Consider the following 14008-nt stretch of genomic DNA (forward strand, 5'->3'; position numbering starts at 1 on the left):
GATCAGGACTCGACGGGCGGGTCCAGTGCCTCCAGCGTCGAGCGGAAGCGGATCTTCGAACGCTCCACATGGCGGAAGAACGCTTCCTGCGCACGTTCGCGGTTGCCGGAAGCAAGCGCATCAACCATTTCGCGGTGCTCGCGGTTGGACACGGACAGGCCGCCGGCCTGAACGAGACCCCTTGCACGGGCAAGGTGGAGCTTGTTCACGAAGCTCTTATACTCCTTGACCAGCGTCTCGTTGCCGGTCGAGGTGACGAGGTAATCGTGGAATGCGAGGTTGACCGGGTAATACTGATCGAAATCCTTGCCCGCGGCGATCTCGTCCATCTGATCGAGAAACGCGTTCAGCCGCGTCAGGATCTGATCCGTGACGAGATCGGCAAGAAGTCGGCCGGCCAGACCAAAGACCGCAGCGCGGACGTCATAGATCTCCAGCGCTTCCTTGGCGGAAACCGAGCGCACGAAGACACCGCGGTTGCGGATGATGTCCACCAGGCCCTTGGCTTGAAGGCTGCGCGTTGCCTCTCGCAGCGGACCGCGGCTGGTGCCGAAGCGGGTCGAGATCTGGATTTCGTTCAGCCGCTCGCCTGGCTTCAGCTCTCCGGTGAGGATGAGATGCTCGAGCTCACGCTCGAGCACTCCCGTCAGCGAAGACGTGCGCAAAACCATCAGGTCGCTACTGTCCGTCTTCATCTGCTGATACATGATCGCTGCCCTTCAACCGATATTCAATTGTAGGCAATAAACATCGGTCGCGTAAGCTGCAACTGATATCGCAGCCGGCTGTCAGCCGAGCGCCTCCAGTAACGCTTCCGTGACCGCCTTCGTATTGGCCTGGCCACCCATGTCCGGCGTGAACGGTCCCGATGCACTGATCGCCTCGATCGCCGCCATCAGCTTGTCCGCTGCGGCCTTTTCGCCCAGATGCTCGAGCATCATCGCGCCGGTCCAGAACGCACCAATCGGGTTGGCGATGCCCTTGCCCATGATGTCGAAGGCCGAACCGTGGATCGGTTCGAACATGGACGGGCTCTTGGCCGACGGATCGATGTTGCCGGTCGCCCCATTACCGAGACTGCCCGTCAGTGCCGAAGCAAGATCGGACAGGATGTCGGCATGGAGGTTCGTGGCGAGGATCGTATCGAAATTGCCGGGCTTCGTCACCATCATGGCGGCCATGGCGTCGACGAGTTTCCAGTCGACGTCGAGCTCTGGAAATTCCTTCAGAACATCGCGGCAGACTTCGTCCCACAGCACCATGCCGTGACGCTGCGCGTTCGACTTGGTCACCACAGTCAGCCGCTTGCGCGGCCGCGCCATCGCCGTTTCGCAGGCGAAGCGGCAGATGCGTTCGACACCGGCGCGGGTAAAGATCGCGACATCCATCGCGACCTCGATCGGCAGTCCCGAATGGGCACGACCGCCGACGCCGGCATATTCGCCTTCGGAGTTTTCACGCACGATCACCCAGTCGATCTGCTCGCCGAGCTCCTTACGCAGCGGACCGACCGTGCCGCCGAGCAGCTTTGTCGGCCGCACATTGGCGTATTGGTCGAGTCCCTGGCAGATGGCGAGCCGCAATTCCCAAAGCGTGATGTGATCGGGAATGTTCGGGTCGCCAACGGCGCCGAAATAGATGGTGTCGAAGGCTTTCAGCTGTTCGACGCCATCCTTCGGCATCATCTCACCGGTGCGACGATAGTAGTCGGAGCCCCAGTCGAAGCGCGTGACCTCAACCAAAAACCCTTCGCTCTTCGCCAGCTTCTCGATGACGGCGACACCGGCTTCGATGACCTCCGGCCCGACGCCGTCGCCGCCGATCGCTGCGATCTTATGCGTGCGCATGCGCCTCTCCCATGCCCTTCAAAATGCCGTCGATCATCTGGCGCTGGGTACCCGTGCCGCGAATATCCGGCGTGCGGGTGGCAGGATCGGACAGCGCCTGGTCGATGCCGACCTTCATGATGCGCGACATCTCAAGCGCCGCATCGATCTTGTGGTGGTGGCCCATCCAGTCGAACAGCATGCGGGTGGATTCGATCATCGCGAAAGGATTGGCGATGCCCTTGCCGGCGATGTCCGGCGCGGAGCCGTGGGTGGCCTGCGCCATCGCGATCGAGCCGCGACCGATGCAGAGGCCCGGCGCCATGCCGAGACCGCCGACGAGACCGGCCGCTTCGTCCGTCAGGATATCACCGAACATGTTGGTGGTGACGATCGTGTCGAAGCTCTGCGGATCGCGCACGAGGCGCATCGCCATCGTATCGACGATCACCTCGTTCACCTCGACGTCCGGGAAGTCCTTGGCGACCTGGTAGCAGCTGTCGACGAACATGCCGCAGCCGAGCTTGTAGACCGTGTTCTTGTGCACGAGCGTCAGCTTCTTGCGGCGCGAGCGGGCGATCTCGAAGGCCGCACGGGCAACCTTGGACGACCCCTCGACCGTGATGACGCGCACCGAGATGGTGACGTCATGGGTCGGGCGGAACTCGCCGGAGCCCATCACGACGTTGCGGTCGGGCTGAAAGCCTTCGTTGTTCTCGCGCACGATGACCATGTCGATGTCGTCATGCAGGCAGCCGATGCCCGGGAAGGACCGTGTCGGGCGCACGTTCGCGAAGAGATCGAAGCGCTTGCGCAGGATCGGATGCGGATTGATGGCTTCCGGCACCTTCGGATATTCGCGGTGGCCGATCGGGCCGAGGATGAAGCCATCGAGCTGACCCAGCGTTTCCAGCGTGCCTTCCGGCATCGTGTGGCCGTGCGTATCGAGCGCCCGACGGCCGATCGGCACGTCGACCCACTCGATCTGCATGCCGGAGGCGGCTGCGGCCGCCTTGGCGATCTCGACCGAAGCCGGCACCACTTCGTGGCCGATGTCGTCCCCTTCCAGGATACCGATGCGGAGGGATGACTTCTTCTGCACGTCACTCATTCTGCTGCTGCCTTTGCTTCAGCCGAGCCGGGAACGCTGGCGCGTGCGACTTCGGCGGCATCCTTCAGCTCTTCCAGCTTCCAGGATGTCTCGAGGAGTTTCTTCGTTACGGCATCGCCGACGACGAGCGCCGACTGAACCGTGAACTTGTGATCGATCTGCTGATCCGTGAGCGGCACTTCCATGGAGCCGATGGCACGTTCCACATGCTTGGACACGGTGGATCCGTCTTCGAAGGTGACAAGGATGTCGACGGATGCCTCGTGGCAGTTCTTGTCGGCGGTCGCCTTGGTCTTGTCGCGCAGCGCGATGATTTCCGGGTCACGCACGAGCTCGTCCGTGAAGGCCGTCGGTGCGCCATCGCCCTTGAGCAGGGCTGCGGCGGCAGCGTGATAGACGGAGAACTTGCCCTCCAGGCCCGTCTTTGGATCGGTCTTGCCGGTCAGTTCGAGCACCAGCGGGTGTGTCGTCAAAGCGACCGACTTGATCTGGCGGATCTTCTCGTCGCCAAGCTCTTCGCGCAGCTGCACGCAGCCGTCGATGGTCGGGTGGATGACGATGCCGCAGGCAAACGGCTTGTAGCTGTTCAGTGCCGATTCCCAGCGGGTGCCGAGGTCGTCGACGATCTCGGAATAATCCTGCTTGTCGGACATGACGCTGGCGAAGCCGCGGGGCGCTTCGATAGCGCGCTCGGAGCTGTCGTAGTTGGCTTCGGCGAGGAGCGCCGCAAACATGCCGTTCTGGGCGGCGCGGCCGGGGTGGAAACTCTTGGTCATGGTGCCGAACATTTCGCGGAAGCCGGACGACTGCGTGGCTGCAAGACCGAATGCCCAGCGCATCTGCTGCGCGTTGAGGCCAATGACCTTGCCGACCGCTGCCGCCGCACCGAAGACGCCGGCCGTGCCGGTGATGTGCCAGCCGCGATCATAGTGGTGCGGATAGACCGAGTTGCCGATGCGGCACTCGACTTCGACGCCGATGATGAGTGCAGTCAGAAGATCGTAGCCGGAGATTTCGCGGGTTTCGGCCAGCGCGAGAAGTGCCGAGGCGACGGGGCCGGCAGGGTGGATGATCGTCTTCAGGTGCGTGTCGTCATAGTCGAGCACGTGCGAGGTGATGCCGTTGACGAGCGCGGCATGCAGCGCATCGAGCTTTTCCGTGCGGCCGATGACCGTCGAGGTCGCCTTGCCCGAGAACGGCGCGATGGCGGCAAGCGCACGGTCGGCCGTCTCGTGGCTCGCACCGCCGACGGCGCAGCCGACCCAGTTGACGAAGGTGCGCAGGCCTTCGCGGCGCACTTCCGGCTGGATGTCGGATCCTTTGATGTTGACGACCCAATCAGCAAGGATCTGGGTGACCTTCGGGGTGCCGGGAGCAGCTTCCTGATGCAGGCTCATTGTTGTTTTCTCCTAAGCTTTGTTCTTATGCGCTTCCGGGCGGCGAACCTGCGTCCACTCCGCCGAAATGCGCCGGTTAGAGCAGACCGCGGGCGATGCCGCCGTCGACATTGATCGTTTGCCCGGTGACGTAGCTGGCGCGCGGGCTCGCAAGCCACACGACCATCGTCGCCACTTCCTCGGCCGTCGCAAAGCGACCGAGCGGAATGTCCTTGGAAAAGTCCTTGAGAACCTCTTCGCGCGAGCGACCCTCGTCGGCCGACATCTTGTCGGCGCGCTTGGTCCAGAGCGGCGTCAGCGTGCGACCGGGTGCAACGCAGTTCACGCGGATCTTGCGATCGGCGAGTTCGGCAGCGAGCGTCTTCGTCAGGCCGAGCAGGCCGGCCTTGTGGACGTTGGAAACGATCTGATGCTGGTACGGCATCTTGGAGGCCGCAGCGCCGAGCGTCACGATCGCCGGGTTCTCGCCCTTCTCCAGAATTGGCAGCAGCGCACGGATGGCGCGCACCGTGGAGAGGATGTTGAAGGTGTAGTTGCCGAGCCAATCCTCGTCGGTGAGATCCTCGAAGGATGACCGGATGGAGCCGCCGACGGCGGTGACCAGCACGTCCAGCGCGCCCCAGCGTTCGGTGACGGAAGCGGCCAGTTCGTCGCCGGAACCGGTCTGCGTGACATCGCAGACGAGCGTTGCGGGCTTCGAGCCGACGGCGCTTTCGATCGCCGCTGCGGATGCGGCAAGGTTGTCGGCGCTTCGCGATGCGATGACGACATCCGCGCCCTCGCCCACCATCAAGGATGCCGACGCCTGGCCAATACCATAGCTGCCGCCGACGATGAGCGTGCGACGCCCATTATACTGAAGGTCCAACGGTCCCTCCCTTCAATTTGAGATACAGCTTGAACACGAGGAGCACGGTCGACGACACGACGGCGATCCTCAAGACGTGGAATGCGGTGACGACTTCGGCTTCGAGGTGCATGACCTGCGCCGTCAGAACCATTTCGGTCACAGCGGCAGGGGCAAGCGACAGGAAGCTCGTCGTGAACGGCAGGTCGGTCGTCAGCGTCAGGACGAGCGCTCCAAATGCTGCACAGCCGATCATGAAGATCGAAACCAGCACCGCAGCGAAGGTGACGCGCGGCAGTGCCGCCAGAAGGTCGCGCTTGAACTGGCAACCGAGCCAGGTGCCGAGCATGATCTGCGCGATGACGATCAGGGTCGGCGGAATGGTGACTGTATAAAGACCGAGCACGCCGATGATGATGCCCATCAGGATCGGCCCGACGAGCCACGGGTTCGGCAGTGGCGTGGGCTTGAGCAGCCGCGCCATCAGATAACCAAGGAGCAGAGACAGGCCGACCAGCAGCCAGTTGGACCCGGCCGAGGCGGCATCGGGCGCGGTGCCGTGCTCGCCGAAGATCACGACGAGGAACGGCACGATGGCGACGACGCCGGACACGCGCAACGCGTGGACCACGGCGACCGAGCCTGCCGCCCCGCCATATTCCTTGGCGACCGTTGCCATGTCGGCCACGCCGCCGGCTGCTGTCGCGAAGAAGGCGGTGACGTTGTCGACCTTGGCGAGCGGCTTGAACAGAAACGCCGCCACCATTGTGAAGGCAATGACATAAAGCGTGCCGGCGATCATGGCCGGCAGCAGGCCTGCCATGGTGGCAAGCACCGCAGGCGTGAAACGCATGCCGACGGCGACGCCGATCGCCACCTGCCCCAGTTCACGGCCCATCGGCACGAGGGCCGATTCAAAGCCCATGATCGAGAAGGCGGCGAGCGCGAAAAACGGCCCGAGCATGAAAGGCAGAGGCATGTTGACGACGTCCGCCAGAAACCCGGCGGCCGTCGCGATGGCATAGGTCAGGACGAGCAGGCCCCACCAGCGCGGCTGGCGATAGCGCTTGACCACACCGGGCTTGCCGCCCGGTGTGGAACGCGCCGCCACGTCTTTGCTGGCATCGAGCACGGGATGCTTCCTGTCCGTTCGAGTGGCAGCGTCAGTTGCTGACGAGCGCCATCAGTCCGCGGATATCGGACAGCTTTTCGAACTCGGCGACGACGCCGACGACTTCCTTCGCCTTGCCCTGATCCCAGCGTGCGAACTCGGCGCATTCGAGGAACTTGGCGGCGACTTCGTCGTAGCTCATCGGGTTGGCCGGGCTGCCCTTGCCGAAATCGGCGAGACCCGAAATCGTGCGGCCATCCTTCAGCTTGATGTCGATATAGGTCGTCATCAGGTGGTAGCCGGCGGCTTCGGCGCGATCGTCGACCACGAAATCGACCTTCTCGATCATCGCCTTGACGTCGTCACGCAGCACGACTTCGTCGGTGAACTCGTTCAAGCCGGCGCGGCCTTCGAGCAGCAGGATCGCCATGCAGAATTCCATGGAGAACTTGGCCTGCAGCTCGTTTTGCGGACGGTGATGGATGAGCGCGTTTGGCATGTTGTGGTTGGTGCCGATGCGGACATGCTCGACGTCGGCGGCCTTGATGCCGTGCTCCTTGATGAGGCGCAGCATCTCGGTCATGCCGGGGTGCGTCAGCGAACCCGACGGATGCGGCTTGATCGAGACGCCGGGGCTGTCGAAGGTCCATGGGTTGCCGAGCTTGCCGGAAATCGCATTGTGATCGTAGCCGCCGCCTGCAGCGGAGAAGAAGCCGCGCGGTGCTTCGAGAATCGTCGGAGCCGCCGTCCAGCCATAGGAGGCGAACTGCGCGGCGACGATGCCGCTTTCGGACGAACGGCCAGCGTGGAACGGCTTGGTCATCGTGCCGAAGTTTTCGCGAAGGCCGGCAGACTGGCTGCCTGCCATCGACAGCGCACGCAGGAGCTGGTCGAGATTGAGGCCCATCAGGCGGCCGGCGGCCGAAGCAGATGCATAGGTGCCGCAGGTGGCCGTCGCGTGGAAGCCGGTCTGATAGTGGCGCGGATTGATCGCTTCGGCGATCTTGCACTCGACTTCGACACCGATGTGATAGGCGAGCATGACGTCTGCACCCGTCGAGCCGAGCGTCTCGCCCATGGCGAGCGCGGACGGGAGGGCGGGAGCGGTCGGGTGCGTCAGAAGGCCGTAGACGCGATCCTTGGCGACAGCGAGCTGGGTGTCATCGTAGTCATCAGCATGGATTCCGACGCCGTTTGCGAAAGCGGCAAAACGCGGTGCGACCTTGCGGTTGGAACCGATGACAGTCGCCGAGCCGCTTCCGGCGCCGAGATCGTCGAGATGCTGGCGAACATATTCGCCGGACTTCGCCACAGAACCGGACAGCGCCAGGCCAAAGCCATCAAGAATGGACTTCTTGCCGTTTTCGATGACGACGGCAGGAAGATCGGCCAGCTTCGCGTTCTTGACGAATTCGGCGACTTCGAGTGTGAGCGACGCGCTCTCGATCGGGGCGGTCTTTGCGGCTGCTGCAGTCATCTTCAGATGTCCTCCCTAGCAATTTCCTGGATGAACCGGGAGCTCGCGACGGTGCCGCCGAGCCCCATCTGGTCTCGGCGGCAACAAACGTGAGTTTCTGTCGATTGTCAACAACTTGACGCGGGTTCCCTGCCGATGGCGGTATCCATTCCGCCGGAGCACCTGCATTACCCTACAATCTTGGGGTAGAAAGTCGTTGTCGTGCTGATGTTGCGACGCGTCAAAGCGATATTGCAGCGCAATCTGAAATATTGTTGACAGTCGACTAATGGGGCCATAGCTTCTCGAACGGCTTTGGGAGGATGACCATAAGGCCCGGGCCCCTGAAGGCAAAGAGCTGGAACAGCTCAGGAGGACAACAATGAATTCCAAGTTTTCTCGTCGTAACGTTCTGAAAGTCGCCGGTGGCGGCGTGGCGATGGCTGCTCTCGGCATGCCGTCGATCCTGCGCGCCCAGGGCAGCTTTCCAGATCGCCCCATCAACATCGTCGTGCCGTTCGATACGGGCGGCTACAACGACCGTCTCGCACGCGCATTCGCGCCCTTCCTGCAGGAAGCGCTTGGCCAGCCGCTGACGATCATCAACCGCGGCGGCGCTGGTGCACTGCTCGGCCACACCTTCTTCCTGCAGCAGCCGGACGATGGCTACACGATCCTGTGCACCTCGGCTGCCCCTTATCTTCCGCTGAACATCCTGACGCAGAATGCGCAGTTCGCGCTCGACGACTTCTACATGGTCAACCTGCCTTCGCAGGACTACACGCTTCTGGCGTGCAGCTCGGATTCCGACATTCAGACTATCGACGACGTGATTTCGCGCCTCAAGGAAGACCCGACCAGCCTGTCGGTCGGCCTCCAGCCGGCCTCTGCAGATCTCGTCAACTTCAGCATCCTTTGCGAAGCGAACGACATCGACATGGCAGCCACGCGTATGGTCACCTATGATGGTGGCGGCCCTGCGCGTAACGCCGTTGCCGGTGGAGTCGTCGATATTGGCCTTGTCGGCGGTGAAGGCTTCCTCCCGCTCGCAGAGCAGATCCGTCCCCTCCTGACATTCGACAGCCGCCAGCGCGACAATTGGGAAGGCGCGATCGTCACCGACGTGCTCGGCGCCGAAGCTGATTTCGTGGTCGGCTCGCAGCGTGGCTGGGGCCTGCACGGCTCGATGCAGGAATCCAATCCGGAAGTTTTCCAGATCCTCGTCCAGGCGATCGAGACGGCTTCCAAGAATCCGGCAGCAATCGAAGCCCTCACGACCCAGCAGCTTGCAACCGACTGGTACGGACCGGAGGAGTCCAACCAGATGCTCGCACGCACCTCTGCGGTCATGGAGCAGTATATCGACCTGCTCCAGGGTCAGTAATCATCTGCAACTTCATCGAGAGCCGTCCGCATCTGCGGACGGCTCAGTCGTATCAGAGAGAGGATTCCGATGAGCACCAAACCGGGACGGAGGATCGTGTGGGGCCACCTGCTGCTCTTGACCGTCATAGTTGGCGTGGTGATTGCCTATCTGCTTGACGCCCGCGGCGTATCCACGCGCGTCAATAACCTGCTGCTCGTGCAGCCAGCCGCCATTCTCGCACTCATCCTGGCAGCTCTGGTGCTGCCCGGCATCTTCCCCCAAAGGGGTTCTCCGGACGAGGACGAACTACCGAAGGAAACAACGGGCGATCTCCTGCGCGTGTTCGCGCTGATCGGTGCCTTGGCCTTTCTGGCATTCTCGCTCGAAACCATCGGCTTCGACATCGCGACGTTCATCTTCATGGTGGTCGCTTTGGCCATCTGCGGCGAACGACGTATCTGGGTGAACCTCCTGTTCAGCGCGGTCTTCACCGTTTTCCTGATCTATGGATACGGCACGATCACGCCATTCCCGTTCCCGCTGACCATCCTGTGAGTATGGCGCCATGATCGAAATGTCCTCAGTCTATGGAGCATTCTCGCTCCTTTCGTCCGACATCAACGCCTGGCTCTACCTGCTGCCGGGACTGGTCATCGGTCTGGTGTTCGGCGCAATGCCAGGCATCTCCATCACCATGGCCATGGCATTCGCGCTGCCGGCCACGCTCTACATGGATTTCCTGCCGGCAATCGTGTTCCTGACCGCCATCTATACCGGGGCAGGCTTCGGCGGTTCCGTTCCCGCGGTGCTCATGGGCATTCCCGGAACATCTTCGGCCGTCGCAACAACGTTCGACGGTTACCCCATGGCCCGCAAGGGCCAGCACAACCAGGCACTCGGCGTTGCGCTCGCGTCATCCGTCTTCGGCTGCCTGCTCAGCTACGTCTTGCTCTTCTTCCTGATCGCCCCGGTGTCCAGCGTCGTGCTCAAGCTCGGCCCGCTGGAAATGTTCGCCGTGGCCGTCTGGGGCATGCTGCTTCTGGGCTCGCTCGCCGGTGCTCACATCAGCCGTGGTCTGCTGGCCGGCGTTTTCGGCGTGCTGCTCGGAACCGTCGGCATGAACACGGCAGGCTTCATCCGTGGCACCATGGGCGTTCCCTGGTTGCTGGACGGCGTGCCGCAGATCCCGGCGATGATGGGTCTGCTCGCAGCCAGCCAGCTCATCGGACTGATCAACACGACCTATCTCATCGAAGACGAGAGTTCGCGAAAGATCAGTTTCTCGAAGATCGTCGACGGACTGAAGCTGACCTTCACTTATCCGATGATCATCATCCGCGGCTCGGTGATCGGTGTCGTGATCGGGGCCATTCCAGGCGTCGGCTCTTCGATCTCCAACCTTCTTTCCTATTCGGAAACGAAGCGGAATGCACCGGATGGAGATACGTTCGGCCAGGGCAACCCCAAGGGCGTCATCGCGGCGGAATCCGCGAACTCCTCGTCGGAAGGCGGCGCCATGGCGACGATGCTGGCGCTCGGCATTCCAGGCGGGGGCGCCACCGCGATCCTGCTCGCGGCCTTCGCGATGCACAACATCGTCGGCGGCCCGAGCTTCATCGCCAACAACAAGGATATCGTCTACGCGGTCATCTTCTCGAACTTTGCGCAGGCGATCCTCCTGCTCTTCGTCGGTCTCGGCTTCGTCTATGTGGCCAGCTACGTGGTTCGGGTCCCTCTCCGGTTCCTGATCCCCAGCGTTCTCGTCGTGTCGACTTTCGGTGCCTATGCCATCGAAGGCAGTGCGGCGGGGCCGATCACGCTGTGGATCTTCTCGGTGCTTGGCTGGGCCATGGTGCGCTACGGCTATCCGGTCGCAGCCGCCGTCGTCGGTCTGCTGCTCGGCAGCCTGCTCGAAGGCAATCTGCTGCGCACGAACCAGATCAGCGGCGGTGACTTCATCAGCTACGGTCTGGAACGCCCGTGGGCGCTTCTGATCTTCGCGCTGATGATCGGCTCGATCATCATGCAGGCGGTCTCCAAGCGCAAGAAGCTGAAGCAGGCTGCCGAAAACTCCGAATCGCGATCGGCATCCGAAGCAAGCTGATCTTTCAACTCTGCCGGCGCGCCCGACCCCGGCGCGCCCTTCTCCACCCGGCCGTTTCGACGGCCGGGTTTTTTGTTTCTGTCGGCAAGAACAGCGCACGAAAAACCCGCCGCGGACTGCATCCTGCGGCGGGTTGGGAGAACCGAAAACGGGGCTTCAGGCGTTTGGCGAGGTGATGCGGTAGGCCGCCTTCTCGACATCGTCCATCTGCGCGATCAGGCCAGTCTCCCATGCGAGATAGCGGCGCGAGGCTTCCAGATTGTCGTCGTGGCGGTCGTGCACGAAGAAGAGATGGTCGATGGCGTCTGCATCCGACGGTTCGTCCGGCGTTCCAACAACAGACGCGCCGGCTTTCACTAACGCCGCATGGCCGCCTTCGATGACGCTGACATCCTTCACACCTGCCTTGCGCAGATCCTCCGCAGCCCAAGCGGCGGCTTGGATGTCATCCGCAACGAGATAGGCGCTTTTGCCGGCGAGTGCCGTCGCCAGGCGTTCTGCGCGCGGGCGGACCAGCCAGCGTGCGCCCTCGACATGGGCCTTGCGGTAATCGAGCGAGCCGCGCATGTCGACGAGGATCGCCTCGCCCAAAGCCACGCAATATCGAGCGCGCACCGGATCGATGGTCGTCAGCGGCGGCGGCTTAGGAGATTTGGGGCGGGCCTTGAACGCTTCCAACGAATTGAGGCGCTTGAGCGTTGCGCGCATCGCTTCGTCGAGCAGGCAGATGTAGGGCTCGTAGCCAAGCTGATGCAGCCAGAAAGCCGCCAGTGCGGCACGCATGCCGCCATCGTCCAGGAGGATAATGCGCGCATTGCGCACCGCCACCCATTGATCCGTGGCCTGAACCAGCTGGCCCGAAAGGGCATGGACGCTTCCCGAGATCGGATCGGCCTTGGCTTCTTCGGTCGAGCGGACATCGAGCAGGTACGTCGTCGCTTCGGGCTCCGCGAGAAGCGCTTCGACGCGAACCGGATCGGCAATTTCCAATCCATATGTGCCGGCAAGCGCCATAGCGGTTTCGCGGCTCTTCTCGCGCTGGGCATCTGTGAGCTCAGGATAAGGCGCCGCGCTGTTCCCACGCTCCAGCTTGCCGCCGGAGAGCGCCCAACCCTGGGTGCCATTTTCAAGCGCCATGACCGGTCCTGCGTGGCCGACAAGCATCACGCCGATCGCGCCGATGATGCCGCGGGTGCGGCCGGCGCAGGTGATGACGATTGGTGTTTTACCTTCGGCGATGGCGGGGAGCCGATGCGCGAGTTCGCCGTTCGGCAGGCACTCGGCGCCCGGCACGCGCATCTTAGCATATTCAACGGGCGGCCGTGCGTCGTAAAACCGGAACGGGCGATCCTCGGCCTTCCAGGCAGCAAGGTCTTCCGGTTTCAGCATTTTCGGGTGCCACACGTCCTCGGCAATTTCGCCGAGCACCTTGGAGGGAACGTTGACTCCTTTGTAGACGGGGAAGCCGGCCGCCGCCCAGGCGGGCATGCCGCCTTCAATCAGGGCGACATCGCTGTAGCCCATGTCCATAAGCCGCGCGCCGGCGCGTTCCGCTATGCCGTCGCCGTCATCGACAATGACGATCGGTGCGGTGTGGCGCGGTACGAGATCGGGTACGCGGGCTTCAAGCCGGGAATAGGCGCAGGGGATGGCGAAGAGCGCGTGCCCCTCGCCGAACTGCCCCGCTTCGCGCACGTCGAGGAAGGCAATTTCACCCGGGCCGTGAATTTGTCGACGCGCTTCTTCCGCGCCGAGGCGCTTGACGGTGCCTGACCTCATGCGGCGCTTTCCGGCTCGTAGTGCGGCTTGCGGCCTGTGAAGAAGTCGAAGAACAGCGGATAGATGATGTCCGGCCTATGCTCTGCCGGATAGTGGCCCGTCGGCACGCCGAAGCCCATGACATCGTCGGCCCACTCGCTCCAGGCCTCGACCGGCTTGAAGTGGCGGCCGCAATGGCTGTTCGTGCCCCAGATGACCATCACCGGGCACTCGATCTTGCGCTTGCCGTATTCGGCCGTGTCCATCGCGAGATCGAGCGTCACTGTCGCGCGGTAGTCCTCGCAGACCGAATGGATCTGCTCCGGCGTCGTGCAGCGCACATACTCCGCCATCGCCTCCTTGGTGAATATCTCGAGGCCGACACCCTTCTTGTTGAGCTTGTAGTGGATGTAATAGTCGAGATCGGCGCAGATCAGCCGCTCCGGGAACGGCGCCTTCTGCGCCATGAAGAACCAGTGATAGCTCTCCAGGCCCCAGCCCATGGAGACATTGGTCAGCACATGATGCGTCGGCACGATGTCGAGCGCACAGAGACGCTCCACGCGCTGCGGCTGGTCGAGCGCCATGCGGAAGCCGACGCGGGCGCCACGATCATGCCCGGCGATCTGGAAACTGTCGAAGCCGAAATGGTCCATGACATCGAAATTGTCCTCGCCCATGGCGCGGAACGTGTAAGCCGCGTGATCCTCCCCGCCATCGGGTTTTGAGCTGTCGCCGTAGCCGCGAAGGTCGGGGGCGATCACGGTGAAGGACTTGGCGAGCGTCGGCGCGACCTTGTGCCAGCTGACATGCGTCAGGGGATTGCCGTGGATCAGAAGCAGCGGCGGCCCCTCGCCACCGATGGCAACATGAATTTCTGCGCCTCGCGTCTTTACCTTCTCGACGCGGAATCCCTCCATCAAGCGGTTCGACTGGACGAGCGTCGGCAAAACATCCTGATTCATGATCACTTCCTCCCATTTTGTCGATTGTCTACAATAATGAAGTCGGCTAGACAATGGCGCAGATGAC

General features: G+C 62.7%; 12 protein-coding genes. 3 read left to right on the top strand and 9 right to left on the bottom strand.

The window, feature by feature from the left end:
- Positions 1–2: 2 nt before the first annotated feature.
- The 7 genes from PU133_RS01800 to PU133_RS01830 all read right to left on the bottom strand — a co-directional run bounded on the left by PU133_RS01800 (position 3) and on the right by PU133_RS01830 (position 7769).
- The gene (locus PU133_RS01800) at positions 3–707 is read right to left on the bottom strand and encodes an FCD domain-containing protein (RefSeq protein ID WP_245451397.1); all 705 of its coding nucleotides are present in this window, start codon (positions 705–707) and stop codon (positions 3–5) included.
- Positions 708–788: 81 nt separating this feature from the next.
- A complete protein-coding gene (locus PU133_RS01805; protein ID WP_404863267.1) occupies positions 789–1847 on the bottom strand; it encodes a tartrate dehydrogenase in 1059 nt (352 codons plus the stop codon).
- The gene (locus tag PU133_RS01810; protein WP_404863268.1) at positions 1834–2937 is read right to left on the bottom strand and encodes an isocitrate/isopropylmalate dehydrogenase family protein; all 1104 of its coding nucleotides are present in this window, start codon (positions 2935–2937) and stop codon (positions 1834–1836) included. Before PU133_RS01810 ends, PU133_RS01805 begins: the two co-directional genes overlap by 14 nt.
- Complete coding sequence (locus tag PU133_RS01815; RefSeq protein WP_126007162.1) at positions 2934–4334, bottom strand: MmgE/PrpD family protein; 1401 nt, start codon at positions 4332–4334, stop codon at positions 2934–2936. Before PU133_RS01815 ends, PU133_RS01810 begins: the two co-directional genes overlap by 4 nt.
- Before the next feature lie 76 nt (positions 4335–4410).
- A complete protein-coding gene (locus PU133_RS01820) occupies positions 4411–5202 on the bottom strand; it encodes an SDR family NAD(P)-dependent oxidoreductase (protein ID WP_404863269.1) in 792 nt (263 codons plus the stop codon).
- On the bottom strand, positions 5186–6313 hold the full coding sequence (locus tag PU133_RS01825) for an AbrB family transcriptional regulator (RefSeq protein WP_404863270.1): 1128 nt from the start codon (positions 6311–6313) through the stop codon (positions 5186–5188). Before PU133_RS01825 ends, PU133_RS01820 begins: the two co-directional genes overlap by 17 nt.
- 31 nt (positions 6314–6344) lie before the next feature.
- Positions 6345–7769, bottom strand: coding sequence for an MmgE/PrpD family protein (locus PU133_RS01830; protein WP_404863271.1), 1425 nt, complete (start codon positions 7767–7769; stop codon positions 6345–6347).
- Between the two features lie 361 nt (positions 7770–8130).
- Here PU133_RS01830 and PU133_RS01835 point away from each other — a divergent pair, with 361 nt between their 5' ends.
- The 3 genes from PU133_RS01835 to PU133_RS01845 all read left to right on the top strand — a co-directional run bounded on the left by PU133_RS01835 (position 8131) and on the right by PU133_RS01845 (position 11218).
- On the top strand, positions 8131–9132 hold the full coding sequence (locus PU133_RS01835; protein ID WP_126007168.1) for a tripartite tricarboxylate transporter substrate binding protein: 1002 nt from the start codon (positions 8131–8133) through the stop codon (positions 9130–9132).
- 69 nt (positions 9133–9201) lie between these two features.
- Positions 9202–9669 (top strand): tripartite tricarboxylate transporter TctB family protein, encoded by a 468-nt coding sequence (locus PU133_RS01840; RefSeq protein WP_126007170.1) that lies wholly within the window; start codon positions 9202–9204, stop codon positions 9667–9669.
- Positions 9670–9679: 10 nt separating this feature from the next.
- Positions 9680–11218, top strand: coding sequence for a tripartite tricarboxylate transporter permease (locus PU133_RS01845; protein ID WP_126007172.1), 1539 nt, complete (start codon positions 9680–9682; stop codon positions 11216–11218).
- Between the two features lie 156 nt (positions 11219–11374).
- Here PU133_RS01845 and PU133_RS01850 read toward each other — a convergent pair whose 3' ends face one another.
- The gene (locus PU133_RS01850) at positions 11375–12997 is read right to left on the bottom strand and encodes a rhodanese-like domain-containing protein (RefSeq protein WP_404863272.1); all 1623 of its coding nucleotides are present in this window, start codon (positions 12995–12997) and stop codon (positions 11375–11377) included.
- A complete protein-coding gene (locus PU133_RS01855; RefSeq protein ID WP_245451400.1) occupies positions 12994–13941 on the bottom strand; it encodes an alpha/beta fold hydrolase in 948 nt (315 codons plus the stop codon). Before PU133_RS01855 ends, PU133_RS01850 begins: the two co-directional genes overlap by 4 nt.
- Between the last annotated feature and the right edge of the window lie 67 nt (positions 13942–14008).

It is taken from the genome of Georhizobium sp. MAB10 (assembly GCF_045012825.1).
GTDB lineage: Bacteria > Pseudomonadota > Alphaproteobacteria > Rhizobiales > Rhizobiaceae > Georhizobium > Georhizobium profundi.